Origin of the sequence: Cohnella thailandensis (assembly GCF_014212135.1) — a bacterium.
GTDB lineage: Bacteria > Bacillota > Bacilli > Paenibacillales > Paenibacillaceae > Cohnella > Cohnella thailandensis.
The window spans coordinates 42339-63465 of sequence record NZ_JACJVQ010000016.1; the positions used below are offsets into that span (position 1 = coordinate 42339).

Annotated in this window: 14 protein-coding genes and 1 pseudogene; 10 read left to right on the top strand and 5 right to left on the bottom strand. The window is 59.1% G+C overall.

Going from position 1 to position 21127, the window contains the following annotated elements; all coding sequences use genetic code 11:
- Positions 1–63 precede the first annotated feature (63 nt).
- From H7B67_RS18120 to H7B67_RS18145, 6 genes are all read left to right on the top strand, one after another.
- The gene (locus H7B67_RS18120) at positions 64–1617 is read left to right on the top strand and encodes a helix-turn-helix domain-containing protein (protein WP_185121276.1); all 1554 of its coding nucleotides are present in this window, start codon (positions 64–66) and stop codon (positions 1615–1617) included.
- 105 nt (positions 1618–1722) lie between these two features.
- The gene (locus H7B67_RS18125; protein ID WP_185121277.1) at positions 1723–2676 is read left to right on the top strand and encodes an ABC transporter permease; all 954 of its coding nucleotides are present in this window, start codon (positions 1723–1725) and stop codon (positions 2674–2676) included.
- The gene (locus H7B67_RS18130; RefSeq protein ID WP_185121278.1) at positions 2669–3619 is read left to right on the top strand and encodes an iron chelate uptake ABC transporter family permease subunit; all 951 of its coding nucleotides are present in this window, start codon (positions 2669–2671) and stop codon (positions 3617–3619) included. Before H7B67_RS18125 ends, H7B67_RS18130 begins: the two co-directional genes overlap by 8 nt.
- Positions 3616–4374, top strand: a complete 759-nt coding sequence (locus tag H7B67_RS18135) for an ATP-binding cassette domain-containing protein (RefSeq protein WP_185121279.1) — start codon at positions 3616–3618, stop codon at positions 4372–4374. Before H7B67_RS18130 ends, H7B67_RS18135 begins: the two co-directional genes overlap by 4 nt.
- Positions 4375–4507: 133 nt before the next feature.
- The gene (locus tag H7B67_RS18140) at positions 4508–5473 is read left to right on the top strand and encodes a siderophore ABC transporter substrate-binding protein (protein ID WP_425353919.1); all 966 of its coding nucleotides are present in this window, start codon (positions 4508–4510) and stop codon (positions 5471–5473) included.
- Positions 5474–5504: 31 nt separating this feature from the next.
- Positions 5505–5834: an antibiotic biosynthesis monooxygenase gene (locus tag H7B67_RS18145; RefSeq protein ID WP_185121280.1), complete on the top strand. Its 330-nt coding sequence runs from the start codon at positions 5505–5507 to the stop codon at positions 5832–5834.
- A gap of 266 nt (positions 5835–6100) precedes the next feature.
- On the opposite strand, the gene H7B67_RS18150 is transcribed toward H7B67_RS18145, so the two are convergent.
- Positions 6101–7018 (bottom strand): LacI family DNA-binding transcriptional regulator, encoded by a 918-nt coding sequence (locus H7B67_RS18150; RefSeq protein ID WP_185121281.1) that lies wholly within the window; start codon positions 7016–7018, stop codon positions 6101–6103.
- 197 nt (positions 7019–7215) lie between these two features.
- On the opposite strand from H7B67_RS18150, the gene H7B67_RS18155 reads away from it, so the two are divergent.
- Positions 7216–8520: an MFS transporter gene (locus H7B67_RS18155; RefSeq protein ID WP_185121282.1), complete on the top strand. Its 1305-nt coding sequence runs from the start codon at positions 7216–7218 to the stop codon at positions 8518–8520.
- Positions 8521–8744: 224 nt separating this feature from the next.
- On the opposite strand, the pseudogene H7B67_RS18160 reads toward H7B67_RS18155, so the two are convergent.
- Positions 8745–9359: pseudogene (locus H7B67_RS18160) on the bottom strand (TetR/AcrR family transcriptional regulator); the annotation flags it as partial.
- 256 nt (positions 9360–9615) lie between these two features.
- On the opposite strand from H7B67_RS18160, the gene H7B67_RS18165 reads away from it, so the two are divergent.
- A complete protein-coding gene (locus tag H7B67_RS18165; RefSeq protein ID WP_185121284.1) occupies positions 9616–14553 on the top strand; it encodes an immunoglobulin-like domain-containing protein in 4938 nt (1645 codons plus the stop codon).
- 139 nt (positions 14554–14692) lie between these two features.
- Here the strand turns inward: H7B67_RS18165 and H7B67_RS18170 are convergent, their stop codons facing one another.
- Positions 14693–16435 carry an alpha-glycosidase gene (locus H7B67_RS18170; RefSeq protein ID WP_185121285.1) on the bottom strand — a complete coding sequence of 581 codons (1743 nt, stop codon included), beginning with the start codon at positions 16433–16435 and terminating at the stop codon, positions 14693–14695.
- A 332-nt stretch (positions 16436–16767) separates the two neighbouring features.
- Here H7B67_RS18170 and H7B67_RS18175 point away from each other — a divergent pair, with 332 nt between their 5' ends.
- On the top strand, positions 16768–17847 hold the full coding sequence (locus H7B67_RS18175; protein WP_185121286.1) for a DUF3048 domain-containing protein: 1080 nt from the start codon (positions 16768–16770) through the stop codon (positions 17845–17847).
- Between the two features lie 86 nt (positions 17848–17933).
- Here H7B67_RS18175 and H7B67_RS18180 read toward each other — a convergent pair whose 3' ends face one another.
- Positions 17934–18776, bottom strand: coding sequence for an AraC family transcriptional regulator (locus H7B67_RS18180; protein ID WP_185121287.1), 843 nt, complete (start codon positions 18774–18776; stop codon positions 17934–17936).
- A 135-nt stretch (positions 18777–18911) separates the two neighbouring features.
- Here H7B67_RS18180 and melA point away from each other — a divergent pair, with 135 nt between their 5' ends.
- Entirely contained in the window at positions 18912–20213 is a 1302-nt protein-coding gene (melA, locus tag H7B67_RS18185) for an alpha-glucosidase/alpha-galactosidase (RefSeq protein ID WP_185121288.1), read from the top strand.
- Positions 20214–20291: 78 nt separating this feature from the next.
- Here melA and H7B67_RS18190 read toward each other — a convergent pair whose 3' ends face one another.
- Entirely contained in the window at positions 20292–21050 is a 759-nt protein-coding gene (locus H7B67_RS18190; protein WP_185121289.1) for an AraC family transcriptional regulator, read from the bottom strand.
- Between the last annotated feature and the right edge of the window lie 77 nt (positions 21051–21127).

Genomic DNA, 21127 nt, shown 5'->3' on the forward strand with positions numbered 1-21127 from the left:
TTGACGGTGAGAATGATTATCAACTAAAATCAAATAGATAAATATAGAATGGGGGGACGAATGATGGAAAACCGGAAGGGAAAAGGGCTGCTCCTGAGGTACGCGCATACGAGAGAGATCGGGCTTGAGCCGGACAAAGAAGTTCGATTAACGGCCGAGCCGCTTCATCGTTTCGTCGTTTGTCCGCAGCAGAACCTGCGATTCCGGATCGAGGGGGAGAACACGCCGGAGATGCCGGTGGAAGCGGGAGAGATCGTCTACGTGCCGGCGGGAACCGATTTCGTTCTGAAAGTATCCGGAGGACTGGATCCGAAGGCGGCGGCGGTCTCGTTCCGTATCGAAGGAGAGGGAGGACGGGCGCTGGCGGAACCCGATCGTCCGCGGGTCTTCCGAATGCCGCAAATCCGCCATTGGCTGGCCGAGCTGCAGATTATCGACGAGAGCAGCGAGCTCGCCGATTATTGCCGCGCGCAGTCGCATCTCTACTCCATCGCCTCCGCATATATGCAAGCTTCTTCGGAGACGGGAGCATCGGAGGAGACGGAGCTCGCGCGGTTCGTTCTGAACGCCCGCAGGCGAATGCTGGAGAAGTTCGACCTGTCGCACGAGATCGAGAGTCTCGCCAAGAGCTCCGGCACGAGCCGATTCTACCGGGCATTCCGGGAGCATACGGGGCTAAGCCCGCATCAATTCCTGACGGCGACGCGGCTCAAGGCCTCGCTCAAGCTGCTCGCCGACCCCGGCGTCTCGGTGACGCAGGCGGCCCATTCCGTCGGCTACTCCGACGAATTCTACTTCAGCCGGCTGTTCAAGAAGCGGATGGGGCTGGCGCCGACGGAGTACGCGTCCAGAGCCAGAACCAGGGCGGCGGCTCTCTGCGGGGTGTTCGCGGGAGATCTCGAGGCGCTCGGGATGACGCCCTGCATCACCCTCAAGAAGGATTGGGACTTGGACGTCTCCCGGAGAGAGAGCTACCTGAGGGAGATCCGCCAGTCCAACCCGGACTACATCTTATCCGGCCCTATCTCGGAATCGCTTCAGATCGAACTGTCCGCGATCGCCCCGGTGAGGGTCTACAATTGGCACAAATATTCGTGGAAAAAAAGGTTCGCCCAGTTCGGCGAGCTGTTCGGGCTAACCGGCATCGCCGAGCAATGGCTGGCGGACTTCGAGAGCAAAAGCGCGAACGCGAGGGCGCATCTGCGGGAGCGCTTCGCGGACACGCCGTTCCTGCTCGTCGGCGTAAGGGAAGGCAACTTCCGCGTGTACGGCACGCAAGTCCGCAAGCTGGCGGATTTGCTGTACGACGAGCTGGGTTTTCAAGCGCCGAAGGCCGCGGACGACATCGGCTTCATGGACGCGTCTTCCTTATGCGAGGTCGCGAAGCTTCATTGCGATCATGTGCTTTTCCTGGTCGAATACCCCGCATCCGATCGATATTGCCGTCAGCTCGAGGAGGAGTGGGCGAAGCTTAAGGCCGACGGCAGACCGAAGCGAAGCTTCTGCATCCGCCTGGACGAGCCGTTCAACTATAACGCGGCGATGCACGAGGCGCTCGTCGACCAGACCGTCTATCATCTCCACACCAAACGCGAATACGCGCAGAAAAATCCATGAGGGAGCCGGAAAGTCCATTCCGGTTTCTTTTTTTTGCCGTTAGAATGGAAAAGTCGCAAATGATAATCATTATCATAGAAATCATTATCACAGAAAGATGATCATATGAAACTCCGGTACTTGGTTGTTCTGTTAGTCATCCTGTCCTTTATCTCGTTGTTCGTAGGCGTGTCGGATATCCGTCCCTGGGATCTGTTCCGGCTGACGGAGGATCAAGCCGACGTGATGATGATCAGCCGGATTCCCCGGCTCGTCAGCATTCTGATCGCGGGAGCGGGAATGAGCATTATCGGCCTTATCATGCAGCAGCTGACGAGGAACAAGTTCGTCTCGCCGACGACGGCGGGAACGACCGACTCCGCCAGCTTCGGCGTTCTCATCTCGATGGTCGTCTTCCCCGGCTCCGCCCCGCTCGTCAAGATCATAGTCGCATTCGTCTTCGCGATGGCCGGCACGCTTCTGATGATGCGCATCATGGAACGCCTGCGTTATCGCGATCCGGTGCTCGTGGCGCTCGTCGGGCTGATGTTCGGCAGCATCGTCGGTTCGGCGACCACGTTCCTGGCGCTGAAGTACGATCTGATCCAGAGCGTGTCCAGCTGGATGAACGGAAGCTTCTCGACCATCCTGAAGGGGCGGTACGAGATGCTGTACGTGAGCATTCCGATGATCGTTCTGGCTTACCTGTTCGCCGACCGCTTCACGATCGCGGGGATGGGAGAGTCGTTCTCGGTCAATCTGGGCCTGAACTACCGTCAGGTGATGAGGATCGGGATCGTCATCGTGGCGCTTGTCTCCTCCGTCATTCTGCTGACCGTCGGCTCGCTGCCTTTTCTCGGGCTGATCATTCCGAACCTGGTGTCCTTGTACAAAGGCGACAACCTGAGAAGCAGCTTGGGGCACACGGCCGCGCTCGGGGCGGTCTTCGTGCTCGCATGCGACATCATGGGAAGAATCGTCATCTACCCGTTCGAGGTTCCGATCGGATTGGTCGTAGGCGTGTTGGGAAGCGGCATTTTCCTCTTCCTGCTGTTAAGGAGGCGAGCCGCTCATGAGTGACAAGCGCAAGCTGCTGCTGCTCGCGATCGTCGCGATCGCCCTGATCGCCTTGTTCATGACGATCGAGGCGAACGGGATCTGGGAATACGTTCTACCGCGCCGGGCGAAGAAGATCGCCGCTATCGTGCTTACGGGCACCGCGATCTCCGTCTCGACCGTCGTTTTCCAGACGCTGACGAACAACAAGATTCTGACGCCGAGCCTGATCGGCTTGGACTCGCTGTACCTGCTGCTGCAGACGGCGATCGTGTTCCTCTTCGGCTCGACGACGCTAACCGCCATGAACAAGAACGTTCAGTTCGGGATCTCGACGATCGTCATGGTTGGGTTCGCCGGAATCCTGTACAAGCTGCTGTTCATGAGAAAAGGCTCCGGGACGATTTACTTCCTGCTGCTTGTCGGGATCATCTGCGGCTCCTTCTTCTCCAGCATCTCGGAATTCATGAAGATGCTGCTCGATCCGAACGAGTTCATGGTCGTCCAGGACAAAATGTTCGCCAGCTTCAACAACGTGAACGGCGATATTTTGATTCTGGCGGCGCTGGCGGCGTTGGCCGCGATTGGCTTTTTCTATCGGGACTTGAAGTTCCTCGACGTGCTTGCGCTGGGCAGGGAGCATGCCGTCAACCTCGGCGTGCCGTACGATCGGGTGTCGAAGCGGCTGCTCGTGTTCACGGCATTGATGGTGTCCGTCTCGACGGCTCTCGTCGGCCCGATTACGTTCCTCGGGTTCCTGGTCGCGAACGTGGCGTACCGTCTCATGGGCACGTTCAAGCATTCCGTCGTGCTGCCGGCAACGTCGCTCATTAGCTTCGTAGCTCTGATCGGCGGGCAGTTGATCGTCGAGCGGGTGTTCACGTTCTCGACGTCGCTAAGCGTTATCCTGAATTTTGCCGGAGGAATCTACTTCCTATATTTGCTGCTAAAGGAGAATCGATCGTGATCGAAGTGAGCCGACTATCCAAGCGTTACAACGGGAACCACGGCATTCGCGACGTCTCGCTGACGATAGGCAAAGGGGCGATCACCTCGTTCATCGGGCCGAACGGAGCGGGGAAAAGCACGCTTCTGTCCGTGATCAGCCGGCTGCTGCCGATGGACGAAGGCACCGTGCGAATCGGGGGGATGGACGTAAGCAAGTCCGACAGCCGGGAGCTGGCGAAGGTCGTCTCGATTCTTAAGCAATCGAACCACCTGAACGTGAAGCTCACCGTCGGGGAGCTCGTCGAATTCGGGCGGTTCCCTCATTCGGCGGGACGGCTGAACGCGGAGGATCGCCGCCAAGTGGACGAAGCGATCCGTTACATGGAGCTGGAGGAGCTGCGCGGGAAGCATCTGGATAACCTGAGCGGCGGACAGAGACAAAGGGCGTTCATTGCCATGGTGCTCGCCCAGGACACCGAGTACATCCTGCTCGACGAGCCGCTCAACAATCTCGACCTGAAGCATTCGGTCCAGATGATGAAGGTGCTTCGCAGGCTGACCGACGAGCTCGGCAAGACGATCGTGCTCGTGCTGCACGACATCAACTTCGCCGCCGCGTATTCCGATTCGATCGTCGCGCTTAAGGACGGCCGGGTCGCCCGGCACGGCGCCGCGGACGAGATGATCGACCCCGCCGTGCTGCAAGGGATTTACGACATCGACATTCCGGTCCATGAGCTAGGCGGCCGCAAGGTATGCGTCTACTTCCGTTAACGATCGATCGGCGGAAGAACCGCCGGTTCTTCGATAAATAAACAAACATTATGCTAAGGAGTGGTCTATCGTGTTCAAGAAGTTTGGCAAAATCGGGTCTCTCGCCGCGGTCGCGGCGCTTTCGCTGACGGTGCTGTCGGCGTGCGGCAGCAACAACAATAATGAGGGAGCGGCAAGCCCTTCCGCGTCGGCATCGCCGTCGTCTTCCGCAGCCGCCTCCCCGTCCGCTTCTCCATCCGCGTCCGAAGCGGCGGCTCCGGCCGAAGTGACGATTACGCACGCGCTCGGCACCGCGACCGTCAAGACGAATCCGGAGAAGGTCGTCGTGTTCGATTACGGCGCTCTCGATTCGCTAGACAAGCTCGGCGTCGAGATCGCGGGCCTGCCTAAGGCTTCTCTGCCTAGCTACCTGTCGAAATACGAGGATGCCAAGTATGAAGACGTGGGTACCCTGTTCGAGCCTGACTTCGAGAAGCTGGCCGCCATGAAGCCGGATGTCATCTTCATCGGAGGACGCACCGGCGAAGCATACGAAGAGCTGAACAAGATCGCTCCGACGATTCAATCGGCGGTCGACCAAACGAAGTATCAGGAGTCGTTCAAGGAACTGGAAGGCTGGTACGGTCAGATTTTCTCGAAGCAGGCGGAGGTCGACGCCGCGCTGTCCGAGATCGCGGCGGCTCAAACCGATCTGAAAGCCAAGGCCGAGGGAGCGGGCAAGGCGCTTATCGTCCTGACGACCGGCGGCAAAATCAGCGCGTACGGATCGGGCTCGCGCTACGGAGTCATCTATGACACGTACGGCTTCACGGCGGTCGACGATTCGATCGAGTCGGGCACGCACGGCCAGAGCATCTCGAACGAATACATCTCCGAGAAGAATCCGGACGTCCTGTTCGTCATCGACCGCGACGTCATCGCGGGCGGAGAAGGCGCGAAACCGGCCAAGGAAGTCATCGAGAACGACCTCGTGAAGAAGACGAACGCCTACAAGAACGGCAAGATCATATACCTGGATCCGGAAGTATGGTACATCTCCACCGGCGGCCTGACCTCCGAGCTGAAGATGGTGCAGGAAGCGTCTCAAGCGGTTCAATAACAATGACAAGGTTCAGAGAGGAGTGACGGGCATGTTCGTCATGATAAGAACGATCGCCGTCGAGAAGGGCCACGCCGACAAGGTCGTCGAGCGCTTCAGCCAGCCGGGCAAGCTGGACGGGAGGGAAGGGCTTATCGACGTCAGCGTTATGGTGAACAAGCGGGCGAAGGAGAACGACGAGGTCGTCGTCCTGATCCGTTGGGAGTCCGAGGAGGCTTGGAAGGCTTGGGAGAAGAGCCCCGAGCACATCCAGGGCCACCGCGACAGCAAGGGCAAGACGCCTCCGGAATACGTGCTGAGCACGACGGTGAATTTGTACGACGCGAAGGCGGTCAAGAAGGGACCGGCTTCTCGGCAATAGAACATGAAGAAAGCGCGGAGGTACGGCTCCGCGCTTTTTTTTTAACGACAAATCATGAATCGCCCCGCTTAGGAAGCTATAACGGACATGGCAGCCCCTTAGCCGCACGTTAACGCCCATCTTGAATTTTAACGGACATGAGAGACCCTTATTCTTTAAAAATCGCTTTTTCAAACGAGAAAATCATTTCTAACGGTCTCTTATGTCCGTTAAATTTGGCCTTCAGAGACAAGGCATTTTATTTGATCGACTGACGATTTATTGTCCTATTCGAACTCTATCATCAGGTCGGGGAGCGCCGTTTCGGAGTTCTCCAGCAGCTTGAACATCATGGCCGAAGCGGCCTCGGCCTTCGAGACTTTAGGCACAAGGCGGTTGATACGCTCCGGCAGGTACTCGGGACAGCCGGAGGTACAGACGACGAGCAAGTCTAGCGAAGGCCGGTACGCCAGCAGCCGCAAAGCGAGAAATTCGCCGATCACGACGACCGGACTGTCCCGGTGCCGATCCGCGAACGCACGCAGTCCCTCGTCCCCGTCGTTTGTTTGTTTGATTTTCCCCGGGTCCAATCCGCTTGCGCTACGAATCGCCTGAATCGCCGCCTGATTGTGGTAGTCCTCATGGACGACGGCGAACGTGCTTGTCTCGCCCAGGCGCGCGCGAACCGTTCGGAAAAGCTGCCCGTAATTCGGAGTCAGCTTGCGGAACAGAGAATCCTCGATCGATCCGTCAACGAGGAGGAGTGGGGAGCCGTACGGGAATTTCTCCGAAACCCGATAAAAGGAGCTCTCGCGGGCATCGATCAGGAAGACGCCGTCCAGCTTCCGCTCGGCGATGATCGAGAAATCGGGCTGCTTTGGGTCGATGCGCGTCACCATGAGATGATAGCTTTTGGCGCGGCAGCTTCGCTCGAGCTCATCGAGGAATTTGCCGTAGCTTACGTATTTGGAGACGAGATCGGATTCCTCTCCGACGAGGAGAACGCCCAGAAGGTTCGTGCGGCCTGACGATAGGGAGCGGGCAGCCAGATTCTGCACGTAGTTCAGCTTGGCGGCCGCGTCGAGCACGCGCCGCTTCGTCTCTTCGGGAATCGTCTGGTTAGGCGCCTTGTTCAGCACGTAGCTCGCCGTCGCGATCGACACCCCGGCTTCCTTGGCCACGTCCTTCAGCGTCGTTTTCCTCATTGCAGGTTCGCCCCTTTCCGCCTCATCATCCATTAACTGTATGCTATCATAATCGGGCAACGGACGGGTGTCAAACGATTCCAAAACAGGATTGACAAGGAACCCGATCGTTTCTATACTGAAATCACTTAAACGTTTAAGCGAAGGTGTTGGCGAGAAATTCCATCTTGTGAAAAGTCCAATGAGGAGGTGAGAGGATGGAGGCGCCGCTTCAGGGTCAGCCGAGGGAGAACGATGCCGTAAGGGCGGGGCTCCCGGAAGCCGCTGCGGATCGCCCGGTTTGGCGCAACCGTCGGTTCCTGTGGCTGTTATCGGGGTTCACGGCTTCCATCTTCGGAGACAGCTTCAACGGCATCGCGCTGAGCCTATGGGTGCTCCAGACGACGGGAAGCGCCCAGCGCATGGCGGCCGTTCAGATCTGCACGATGGCGATCGCCTTCGTGTTCGGCTCGTTCGCCGGCACGATAGCGGATCGAATGGATCGCAGGAGGCTGATGCTGTTATCCGATTGGTCGAGGTGCGTCACGGCGGCTTTGTTGGGGGTAAGCTTGTTCGTGGTCGAGGCGCCTTTTGCCGTTATGCTCGTTCTGGTGTCCTTGGCGATGTTCGCGGGGTTATTCTACGGGCCGTCCTTCCAAGCGGCAACGACGCAACTGGTCGGAGCAAGCCGAGTCCAGCAAGCGTCCGGCTCGATCTATCTGTTCGACAACGTCGCCCGAATCTCGGGGCTGGCGCTGGCGGGCGTCGTCGTATCGGCGTTCGGAGGATTGGCGGCGATCCTGACGACCTCCGCGGCGTATTTGATCTCTTCGATTTGTACTCTGGCGGCAGGTAGATTTTCTTCAGGGGAACGATTCCCAGCAGGAGAGCGATCTTCTTTGGAGAGAAAGAAGCCGTCGTTCCTCCAGGATTGGCGAGGAGGGCTCTCGTACATTCGCCGAAACCCGTTGATCCGGTCGGTCGTCCTGCTGAGTCCTCTTCTCTCCGCTTTCTTCCTGACGGCCATCATGCTGGTGCAGGTCATCGCCATAAACGATTGGAAGGCGGGACCGATCGAGTTCGGGCTGATCGAGATGTGCGTTCCGCTCGGCTACGTGACGGGAGCGAGCTTCCTGATCGCGTTAGGACAACGGTTAACCCGGCGCGGCAGGCTTGTCTTTCTGGGACTCCTTCTTCTTGGCCCGATGTACTTGCTGATCTCCTCGCTTGATTCGCCCCGGCTGGCGATTCCTTTCGTTCTGCTGGGAGGACTGCTTTTCTCCTTCTGCTCCATGCTGGCTCAAGTCATTCTTAAGAGCGAAGTGGCTAGCGAATGGCAGGGAAGGGTGTTCGGGACGGTCGGGGCGATCTCGAGCGTGGCTCCTTCGTTGGGCCTTGCGATCGCCTCGGTGTTGGCGGACCGTTGGGGCGCGGCGACCGTCTTGGCATGGGAGAGCGTCGGATTGCTCGTAGTCGGCATTGCGGCGGGGATGATATTGAAGCCGATTCGGGAGTATCGGTGATTGAGGGCTATCACCTCGGCATTTACCGTGAGGGCCAGTCTCCCCTTCGGGAGAGATTCTCAATAATTGAGTCGTAGAGTGGAAGAGCGCCTTTCCTCATGGGATTGTTCGCTCCTCCCTCGCAGTACCGTGCTTGCGCTATTTACGCAATCGCTTCTGTCCTATCATGGGTGCTTGTGCTCCAAATTGTAAGATTCGGCAACGGGCGTTCCAGGCTCGGGCAGCTTCTTCAATCCGGCCGCATACAACGGACCGTGCACCAGAATGGTTGTCAGGATGCGCGCCATTTCCTCGGGCGACTCTTGCCTGCCGCTCTCCAGCCATTGTTGAATCACGCCGAGGTGCGCCGATCCCACGTACGTAGCAAAATACTTTGCCGGAACGAGGCATTCTTCTTCATTGATCAGCACGTCCGGGCTTTTCCCCAGCATCGTCTCCCGAAAAAAATCTTTAAACCTGGTCTGGAACGTCATGTCTCCCTTCGGTCCCAATGCCGCTCTCATAAATCGGCTGTGCTCGTTCAAGAACTCGAAGATGGCTACAACAAGCGGATAAATCTCCAATCGGGGCGGCGAATGCCGCATCTCCGCTGTCACCGATGGGACCGTCTTCTTCACTAGTTTGGACAGCCGGACCATGATCTCTTCTTCGCATTTGGCCATCAGATCGTATTTGTCGTGATAATGGTCGTAGAACGTGCCGCGGTTGATTCTGGCCCGCGTCGTAATGTCTTTGACTGTAACCGTTTCGAACCCCTTCTCTTCGATCAATTCCACCAGCGCATCCCGAATCGCCTGTTTGCTGCGGACCACCCGCAGATCGGTCGTGTTCCCGCTCATCCGAATCTCCCCCCGTTTTTCCCGGAAAATTTTACCCGACACCTTGGCCAAACGTGTTCGTTAACCGACACATTCGCCATTATTGCTCGTTGAAGCCTTGCTTGTCCCGCATAATAATAATCTACTAGATGCTCATTAAATTATAAATCCGTAGTTGGAGGAGAGCCAATAATAGACGACAAAATTCGGGAAGGCAGAATTATGACGAAATAGATCGTATATGTAAATCGAGTCGTAGAATGTGGGAGTGTTTATCATGTTATTCATGAAAAGGCGAAGTATCATTCCTCTTGTTCTGTCTTTCGTGTTGCTGCTGGCTGCGGCGGTTCCTTACGGCTCCGGGAAGGCGAATGCGGCGCAAACGGGAGCGGGAAGCGGAATCGTAAAAATCGCCGCGGGAGCGTATCATTCGTTGGCGCTGAAGTCGGACGGCACCGTTGTCGCCTGGGGAAGCAATAGCGCTGGTCAAACGGACGTGCCGGACGAGCTTGCCGGGCCGGGGAAAGCGATCGATATCGCGGCGGCAGGGAATTATTCGCTGGCGCTGAAATCGGACGGCACCGTCGTTGCCTGGGGTGATAATCATAATGGGGTAACGGACGTGCCGGCCGGACTTACCGGGGTTGTGGCGATCGCAGCGGGAGGCGCTCATGTGCTGGCGCTGAAATCGGACGGCACCGTCGTCGCCTGGGGAAGTAATACGTTTGGTCAATCGACCGTGCCGGCCGGACTTACCGGGATCGTGGCGGTCGCGGCGGGAGAGATTCATTCGCTGGCGCTGAAGTCGGACGGCACCGTCGTCGCCTGGGGAAATAATGATGAGGGTCAAACGAACGTGCCGAACGGGCTTGCCAAACCGGTCAAGGGTGGCGCTGTCGCGGCGGGATCGATTCATTCGCTGGCGCTGAAGTCGGACGGCACCGTCGAAGCCTGGGGAGGCAGCCCGGGAGAAGTCTGGGGAGACGGCGACCCGAGAATTGGTCAATTGACCGTGCCGGCCGGGCTTGCCGGGGTGACGGCAATCGCAGCGGGAGCGTATCATTCGCTGGCACTGAAGGCGAACGGCTCTGTTGTCGCTTGGGGAGATAACCGTTACGGTCAAACGGACGTGCCCGGGCTCTCCGGCGTGAAGGCCGTCTCGGCGGGAACGCAACATTCGCTGGCGCTGACAGCGAACGGCACCGTCGTCGCTTGGGGAGATAACTATTATGGTCAAACGACCGTGCCGGCCGGACTCTCCGGGGTGGTGGCGATCGCGGCGGGAGGGTTTCATTCGCTGGCGTTGAAGGCCGACGGCACCGTTGTCGCCTGGGGAAGTAATGCCGGTGGCCAAACGAACGTGCCTGCCGGACTCTCCGGGGTGGTGGCGATCGCGGCGGGAGGGATACATTCGCTGGCGCTGAAGTCGGACGGTACCGTCGTCGCCTGGGGCGGCGATTTTCATGGTCAATCGTACGTTCCGGCCGGGCTTACCGGAGTGGTGGCGATCTCGGCGGGAGGGCTTCATTCGGTGGCGCTGAAAACGGACGGTACCGTCGTCGCCTGGGGTGATGATTTTTATGGTCAATCGGACGTGCCTGCCGGACTCTCCGGGGTGGTGGCGATCTCGGCGGGAGGGACTCTTTCGCTGGCGCTGAAGTCGGACGGCACCGTCGTCGCCTGGGGGGATAACTATTATGGTCAATTGAACGTGCCGGGTAATAACCGCCTGAGCGGCCTTACGGTGCAGGAGGGCGACCTGGATCCCGATTATTCCTCTTCGGTCACCGCTTATACCCTCGACGGCCCATTGGTATCGAGCGTGCATATCAAGGCAACGCTCGCCGACCCGACTTACGCCCAGCTTTATGTCGACGACAAGCCGGTAGCCAGCGGGAATACCGCTACGGTCAGCGTCTCGGGAGCGTCGACGGTCATCCCGATTCGGGTGGAACCGTATTTGAAGCCGCCTCGAACGTATACGATCACCGTGCATGGAGACGGAGAGCCTCCTGAAGTTCAGTTCGCCGCGAACGGACATGCGACGCCTTCGCACACGGCGGAGAGCACCGTAACCGTGACGGATGCGGAAAGCGGCGTCGACACAGCCTCGCTGCAATACGCATGGACGCAAGACACGGCCGTTCCCGCAGACGGCTGGACCGATTTTGCCGACGGCGACACGCTGCGGCAGACGAGCGGGGACGGCAACTGGTACTTGCATATTCGCGCGCATGATCTGGCCGGGAATGTCGCCGACGCGGTATCGAATGCGTTCGTGCTGGACAATACGGCACCGGAGCTTGCGTTGAACGGCAGCAATCCGATGAATATCCCGCAAGGCGGGGCGTATACGGAACCGGGGGCGACCGCGACCGATGCGATCGACGGAAATCTCTCCTCGTCCGTCGTCATTACGGGCGACGTCGACACGACACGCCTTGGCAATTACCCGGTTCAATATGCGGTAACGGACCGCGCCGGGAATATCGCTTCGGTCATCCGCAATGTGTACGTGTACGACGGAGACGAGCCGGCGATTTATTTGAACGGAGCGAATCCCATGACGGTTGAAGCGAACAGCCCGTTTGTCGATCCCGGCGCAACGGCGCAGGATGCGCAGGACGGCGATCTTTCCGCTTCGATCGTGGTGACCGGAACGGTGGATACGTCGACACTCGGCACGTATACGCTGACCTATAACGTTTCCGATGCCGCAGGCAATGCGGCTGCGACCGTGACGCGCACGGTCTATGTGCAAGATACGCAGCCTCCCGTTCTCGCGCTGCTCGGCGATCCCGCGATGAGCGTGCCGCTGGGCGCAGCGTTTGCCGATCCCGGAGCGCAAGCGACCGATGCCTATTATGGCGACATCTCCGATCGCATTGTCGTGACCGGAACGGTAGATACAAGCCAAGCGGGCGAGTATACGCTGCGGTACAGCGTGGAGGATCCATCCGGCAATTCCGCCTCAGTCATCCGCGATGTGAACGTGTACGACGGAGACGAGCCGGTCATTAATTTGAACGGACCGAACCCCATGACGGTGGAAGCGAACAGCCCGTTTGTCGATCCCGGCGCAACGGCGCAGGATGCGCAGGACGGCGATCTTTCCGTTTCGATCATGGTGACCGGAACGGTGGATACGTCGACACTCGGCACGTATACGCTGACCTATAACGTTTCCGATGCCGCAGGCAATGCGGCTGCGACCGTGACGCGCACGGTCTATGTGCAGGATACGCAGCCTCCCGTTCTCACGCTGCTCGGCGATCCCGTGATAAGCGTGCCGCTGGGCTCAGCGTTTGCCGATCCCGGAGCGCAAGCGACCGATGCCTATTACGGCGACATCTCCGATCGCATTGTCGTGACCGGAACGGTAGATACAAGCCAAGCGGGCGAGTATACGCTGCGGTACAGCGTGGAGGATCCATCCGGCAATGCCGCCTCGGTCATCCGCGACGTGTACGTGTACGACGGAGACGGACCGGCGATTTATTTGAATGGATCGAATCCCATGAAGGTGGAAGCGAACAGCCTGTTTGTCGATCCCGGCGCAACGGCGCAGGATGCGCAGGACGGCGATCTTTCCGCTTCGATCATGGTGACCGGAACGGTGGATACGTCGACACTCGGCACGTATACGCTGACCTATAACGTTTCCGATGCCGCAGGCAATGAGGCGCAAAGCGTGACGCGCACGGTCTATGTGCAAGATACGCAGTCTCCCGTTCTCACGCTGCTCGGCGATCCCGCGATGAGCGTGCCGCTGGGAGCAACATTTGCCGATCCCGGAGCGCAAGCGACCGATGCCTATTACGGCGACATCTCCGATCGCATTGTCGTGACCGGAACGGTAGATACAAGCCAAGCGGGCGAGTATAAGCTGCGGTACAGCGTGGAGGATCCATCCGGCAATGCCGCCGCGGAAGCGACGCGCACGGTGACGGTCACGGCTCCTGATGGTTCCAATGGCTCCGACGGCTCCTCAGGCAGCGACGAGCCTGCGGTCATCCACCAGGTGAGCGTCAAAATCAACGGCGTGGTCAAATGGGTGGGCGCATCGTACGAAACGTCCGGCGGTAAACGCATAACCCGGATTTTCCCGACGGCGGGGCAATTGTCCGAAGCGTTGGCAACCGAGCCGAACGGCATTCGGATCGAAGCGCAAGACATCGGAGACTCGATCAAGATGGACCTTCCGGCCGCTCCGCTGCTTCACGCGCTGGAAGTTCGTCCCGACGCCCTGCTGGAATGGCGCGTTAACGGAAACGGCCTGCTCATTCCGCTCCGCGTCCTGCAAGGAGTTCCGAAGGAAACGGTCGTTACCTTCGGGATAGCAGAGGCTGCGGGTTCCGTCAGCGACGCCGGGAACGGAGCGATCGCAAGAGCGGGGGGAGAGCCGCTGCTCCCTTATCCGGTCGTGTATTCGCTCCAGGCCAACGACGGCAGCAGCATCGATTGGGGCCGAACGTACGCGACTCTGACGGCCGCTCTGCCCGAACCGGCCAATCCGGATCAAGCGACTGCCGTACGCATCGACGAAAACGGGCGGATGCGGTTCGCGCCGGCTGTCTTCTCGAACGACGGCTCCCCCCTGGTGACGATTCGTTCGCTTTATAACGGCGCTTATTCGGTCACCCGATCGGATCGTTCGTTTGCGGATTTGAACGGGCATTGGGCACAAAAGGATATCGTCCTGATGGCGAATAAACTGCTTGTCGAAGGAAGAACGCAAGACCGATTCGTGCCGGACGATCGCATCAGCCGCGCCGAATTTGCCGTCATGCTCGTGCGCGCTCTCGGCCTGGACGATGGACCAAACGATTCGACGACTTTCCGGGACGTGGCGCCGGGAGCGTGGTATGCGGGGGCCGTTCGGGCCGCTCAACAACATCAGCTCATCAACGGCTTGGGGGACGGGACGTTCCGGCCGGAGGCTCCCGTTACCCGCGAACAAATGGCGGTCATGATCGTCAGGGCGATGGAGTACGCCGGACATGCGCCGGATGCGAACGGGGCGATGGCGAGAACGTTCGCCGACGCGGCGGACATCGCGCCATGGGCGGACGCCGCGGTGGAGCGGCTGACCGAAGCCTCCATCATCCTCGGGTTGACCGAAACGAAGTTCGGCCCCGGGGAATATGCGTCCCGCGCGCAAAGCGCCGTCCTGTTGAAGCGGATGCTGCAGGCGATGCAATTTATCAATCCGTAAGCTTTAAGGATTCGAGTGGAAATTCAAACAATCTGCCCCAGGCGATGCCTGGGGCAGATTGTTTACAAAGCTCCTAGCGATTAATATCGCGATCAACGGCCGTCGTTCCGAAGCGGGAAGGTCGGCCATACCTCCTGGTTTAAGCTTGCTTTAGCACCATGAATCCATAACCCGGAAGCCGAACGTCGATCTTCCCCTTGGACGAACGGACCGGCTCGCCGGAGTAGGCGTTCACCCACTGGCCTTCCTCTTCCACCGAGACCTTCGCTTTGCCCTTGCCGGCGTTCATCGCGACGATCAAACGGTCCCCGTCCTCGGAACGGCGCTCGTAGACGAGCACCTTGCCGCCTTCCTCCGCCCGAAGGAAGCGAAGGTCGACGCTCCTTAACGCCGAGTGCTTGGCGCGCAGCGCGAGGGTGCTCCGGTAGAAGTCGAGCATCTCGGCGTCCTGCTTCTCTTCGTCCCATTCCATGCACTTGCGGCAGTCCGGATCGCCTTCCCCGGTCATGCCGATCTCGTCGCCGTAGTAGATGCAAGGCGTTCCCGGATACGTGAGCTGGAATAACGCGGAGAGCCGCATCCGGTGCCCGTCCTCCTTGCAAAGCGTGAGCAGGCGAGGGGTATCGTGGCTGCCAAGAAGATTAAACGCGGCTTCGTTCACCTGCCGCGGGTAGGAGGCGAGCTGCTTGCCGATCCGGTTCGCGAAGGCGGCGGCATCGATCTTGCCCTTGGCGAAGAAGTCGAGCACGGCGTTCGTTAACGGATAGTTCATGACAGCGTCGAACTGGTCGCCCTGAAGCCAAGGCATCGAGTCGTGCCAGATCTCCCCGAGAATGTAGGCGTCCGGATTGACGGATTTGACCGTCTTGCGGAATTCGCGCCAGAATTCATGATCGACCTCGTTCGCCACGTCCAGCCGCCAGCCGTCGATGCCGATCTCCTCCACCCAATAACGGGCCACCTCGAGCAAGTACTTTTTCACCTCCGCGTTCTCGGTATTCAGCTTGGGCATGATCGGCTCGAACGCGAACGTCTCGTACGTCGGAATGCCGTCCTTGATCGTCAGCGGGAACTCCCGCACGTGGAACCAATTCGCATAGGGAGACTCCGCTCCCTTCTCGAGAACGTCGACGAACGGAGGGAACGTCTTCCCGGCATGGTTGAACACCGCGTCCAGAAGCACCCGAATGCCGCGCGCGTGACAGGCGTCGACCAGCTCCTTAAGCTTCTCGTTCGTTCCGAAGTGAGGGTCCACCTTCAGATAATCCCGGGTGTCGTACTTGTGGTTGGTCGTCGCTTCGAACAGCGGGGTGAAGTAGATCGCGTTAACGCCCAGCTTCTCGATATAGTCGAGATGGTCGAGGACTCCCTGCAGGTCGCCTCCGAAGAAATTCTTGGGGGTCGGCTTGCCGCCCCAGGGCTCGGCGTTCTTCGGGCTGATCGAAGGATCGCCGTTCGCGAACCGCTCGGGGAAAATCTGATAGAACACGGCGTCCTTCACCCAAGCCGGGGGCGTAAACACGTCTACGGGATTGATAAACGGGAATTCGAACATGTTCTCGGAGTCGGACGGCGCTTTCGTGCGGAACTCCTTCTCGTTCAGGTAGAGGCTGTCGGCCCCTTGGCGAAAATGAAAAGCATAACGCAGGCGGCGGTACGGAGGCCGGACGGCGGCTTCCCAGTAATCGAACCGGTCGTCCGAAGCGAAGCGGCGCATCGGCACGCTGTCTTTCGTTTCTTTCCAAGCGTACTTGTCGCCGACGATGGCGTGGACGGAATCGACGTCGTTCTTCTTGGTGCGGACCCTCAGGTGCACGGTTTTGCCGTCATACGCATAAGACCAGTTCTGCTTCGGACGATGATAGATCGCTTCTTTTAACATGCTCTTCGCTCCTCTGATTGAGATGGACTCCGACAACCGGCGAACAAGAAGAACGGCAAAAAAGGCACAATCCTCCCGCCAACTGCCTGCGCGCCGAGGTTGTACCTTGAAGGTAGCATTGCCTTTGAATTGTCATCGTTTACATTTCCAATTATAAGCGATCCCGGAAGGGCCGCCAAGCCCGGCTTTATCGGAATTTTGTATGTTTTTTTGCCATCGTTCGAGCGATTCGGAGCCCGTCGGCCAAGACAAGTCGAAAGAGGATATGGTTTAATAAGGGAGTAGGTTGAAACCAGACGGGACCAATACGCGATTGACGGAGGATTCGAGACATGGACGCGACTAGTAAAAAGACCCTGCGCTACCCTATCATTCTGGCATTGGCGGCAAGCCTGCTCGTCCTGCCCGCTTGCGGGGGCACAGACAAGCCTGCGGAGGCGAATCCATCCGGAGAGAGCTCGCCAAGCGCTTCGGCTTCGGCCGGCCCGGACGCGTCCGAGGCGCCCGTTGCCAACTTTCTCGCTCCTCTGACCGGCTTGCCGTCGGTGGAAGAAGTGACGAAGCGGCCGCTTTCGGTCATGATCAACAACTACGCGGCGGCGCGTCCCCAATCGGGGCTGACTCAGGCGGATACGGTGTGGGAGGTGCTTGCAGAAGGCGGCATTACCCGGTTGGTGGCTATTTTCCAAAGCAAGAGCTTTACGGATCCGATCGGTCCCATTCGCAGCATTCGCCCCTACCTGATCGACATCGGAGAAAGCTACGGCGGCGTTCTCGTGCATGCCGGAGCCAGCAACGACGCCCTTGCGCTCCTTCAGCATTCCGGCAAAGCCGATCTCGACGAGATCAACAACGCGGGCGCTTATTTCTATCGGGAGAAGTCCCGCAAAGCGCCGCACAACCTCTATTCGACGCTCGAGATGCTCCGCGAGGGAGCGGCCAAGCGCAAGTTCGACGAGACGGCGGACGTGCCGCTCGTGACGTTCAGCCCGCAGCCGGACGCAGCTTCCGCGGCAACCGCGTCGCAGATCGAGGTGAAGTTCCAGCTCTCGGACTACAAGGTCGAGTACGCGTATGACGCGGCGACGGGGCTATACGCCCGTTCGATCAACGGAGAGCCGCACATCGACTTGAACAACGGAGAGCAACTCAAGGCGGCCAACCTGGTCGTGTTCTCGACCAAGCATCGGGCTTACGACGACGTCGGGCGGCTGGAGATCGATTTGAACAGCGGCGGCAAAGCGTTGTTGTTCCAGCAAGGACATGTCATCGAGTGCACGTGGGAGAGAACGAAAGGGGACATCGTCCGGCTGACGAAGGACGGAAAGGAGCTTCCGTTCGTTCCGGGCGTGACTTATTACCACGTGGTGCCGAATTCGGATTCGCTGGAGAACCATGTGACGTACCGGTAGGGGAGAGACGGGTGGACAGAGCATGGGATACGGGGAGCCCGGCTGCCGAAGTAGGCGGTCGGGCTTTCTCCATGGGGAGCGGCTGTCTACGATTGCTTCCGATACTCGCTCGGAGTCATGCCGAACCACTTCTTGAACGACTTGGAAAAGTAAAGCGGATCCGCGTACCCGACCGAGCGGGCGACTTCTTCGACGGAGAGCGGCTCAAGCAGCAGGAGCTTGGCTCGGTCCATCCGAAGCTGCTGCAGGTAACGAACCGGCGACACGCCGATCTCCTGGTGGAACAGCTTCGTCAGGTAGGTGCGGTGGTAGCCGAGCTCCTGCGCCATCCGCGCGATCGAGACGGAGGAGGCCGCCTGGGCTTGAAGCCAGCGGGCGGCCCGGTCCGCTTCGGCCGCGGCGATGCTTTTTTTGCTTGCGGTGACGGGCGGTCCGTCCGGACGGTTGGCCTTCGCCCAGGCGGAGAAAGCGAGCTTCAGCCACGCCTCGGCTTCCCAGTCGGCGGTCCATTCCTTCTTGCGGAACGTCCGCTCGATCTCGTTCATCGCCTTGAGCGCGACGTCCGCTCCTCCGTTCAGAATGGGATGGTCCGCGTCGATCCCGGCGGCCGCGAGCCATCGTTCCGCCTCGCTCCCGCGAAAGGCGACCCAGCGGTAGCGCCAGGGGGTGCCGGCGGACGATTGGTAGCTGTGCATCTCCCCCGGCAGAATGACGAAGCTGTCGCCCGGCCCTAAGTCGTAATGGCGGTCGCGGCAGCGGAACCAGCCGGTTCCTTCCATGACCGTATGAATGAGGATATAATCCAGCCGTTGAGGCCCCATCCGATGCTCCGGCTCGGTCTGCGAATGCCCGGAGAACAGGACGGAGAGCGGCCCGCCTTGACGGGGAGACGGGTGGACGGCGGTGATGGAGACCGGTTTTCTGCGCATGGATGGACCTCCTCGAATAGAAACGACAAAAGTACATATATCGCATTTTTTCATCCATATGGTTGTAAGCGTTGCCTCTTTATTATAGAACGCAGAGAGTCTTTATTCTACCTACACTTTAGGAGGTCTCTGCCCATGTCCAAAATCACGTTCCTCGGAGCCGGAAGCACCGTCTTCGCCAAAAATGTACTGGGAGACGTCATGCTGACGCCGTCGCTTCAGGAGTTCGAGCTCGCCCTGTTCGACATCGATCCGGTGCGGTTGAAGGATTCCGAGAACATGCTGAATAATCTTCGCGGCACGTCGGGGAGCCGTTGCAGGGTGGTCGCTTATTCGGACCGCAAGGAGGCGCTGCGCGGGGCCAAGTACGTCGTGAACGCCATCCAGGTCGGTGGCTACGAGCCGTCCACGGTCATCGACTTCGAAGTGCCTAAGAAATACGGCTTGCGCCAGACGATCGCGGACACTCTGGGGATTGGCGGGATTTTTCGCAATCTTCGCACGATTCCGGTCATGCTGGACTTCGCCCGCGACATTCAAGAGGTATGTCCCGACGCTTGGTTCCTTAATTACACGAACCCGATGGCGGTGCTGACGAACGTCATTAACACGTATGGCGGGGTCAAGACGGTCGGGCTGTGCCATAGCGTGCAGGTGTGCGTCTCCCATCTGTTCAAGGATCTCGGGATGGATGCGACCGGCGTGCAATCGAAGATCGCGGGCATCAACCACATGGCATGGCTGCTCGAGGTGAAGAAGGACGGCGTGGATCTGTATCCGGAGATCAAGCGCCGCGCGGCGGAGAAGCAGAAGGAGAAGCATCACGATATGGTTCGCTACGAGCTGATGAACCGCTTCGGCTATTACGTGACCGAGTCGTCCGAGCACAACGCGGAGTATCATCCGTACTTCATCAAGCGCCAATATCCGGAGCTGATCGAGAAGTACAACATCCCGCTGGACGAATATCCGCGCCGCTGCGTGAACCAGATCGAAGGCTGGGCGAAGATGCGCGACAGCATGGTGAACAACGTGGATCTGACGCATGAGCGTTCGCATGAGTACGCCTCGTATATTTTCGACGCGATGGAGACGAACACTCCGTTCAAGATCGGCGGCAACGTGATGAACTCGGGCGGGCTGATTTCGAACTTGCCGCGCGAGGCGTGCGTCGAGGTGCCATGTCTGGTGGACGCGTCCGGCGTGACTCCGACGTACGTAGGCGCTTTGCCGCCTCAGCTCGCCGCGCTCAACCGCACGAACATCAACACGCAGCTGCTGACGATCGAAGCCGCGATGACCGGCAAGAAGGAGCACATCTATCACGCCGCGATGCTCGACCCGCACACGGCCGCCGAGCTGTCGATCGACGACATCGTGTCCCTGTGCGACGACTTGATCGAGGCTCACGGGGATTGGCTTCCGAAGTTTGTCTAAGCGCGAGAACGCGAATATAGCAACCCCCGGCGCAACGATGCGCCGGGGGTTGTCGTCTTCAGGTGCCGCCTAATCTCTTCAGAAGGAGCCGGCCTTGGCTTTGCGGTACGCGCCGGGGGACATGCCGGTCTCCCGTTTGAACAGGTTGCAAAACTGTGCGTCGTTCGTGAACCCCGTCTCGGAGGAGACTTCGGAGATGTGCATGCGCGAGTGAATCAGCAGCGACTTGGCGAACTCGAGCCGCTTCATGAGCAAATAGCGGATCGGAGAGTCGCCGTACCGATCCCGGAACAGATGGCGGAACCGGTCGTAACTGTAGCCGGACATCCGAGCCAGCGCTTCGATCGACAGCTTCTGGCGGTAATGCTCGTCCATATAGTTGCGGACGTATTGAACCCGGTCGGCGGAAGCCTGCGCCGTCTTGCCCCGGCCGAACATGCGCAGCATAAGCGGAGCGATCTCGCTGGCCATCAAATTCAGCAGATGCGCGTATCCCTCGCGCCGCTGCGAGAATTCGGCTTCGATCCGGCGCATGAGCTGCTCGATCGTGCGGTCCTTGTCGTCTTCGTAGACGCCGCTTAGGGACCGCATCTCGGGGCTTGCGCACTGGAAGCCGACGAACAGAATCCTCGCGTCTTCCTGATGGTTCTCGTTATGCAAGCAGCGGGGCGGAAGGAACGCGAACGTGTTCGCCTGGAACGGATAGCTCATTTGACCGATCGTCGTCGTCCCTTTACCTTCGAGGTAATAAACAAGCTCATAGCATTCATGTTGGTGAGGGGGGATGTAAGTGTTTCTGCCATGATCGGCGCTGACAATATATAGGAAGCGATCCATAAGCTCACCCTCGTTTTCCAAGAAATTAGCCAGATCGTGCAAAAAGACGGCCAGATCGCGATAATGTAGAGCGCATC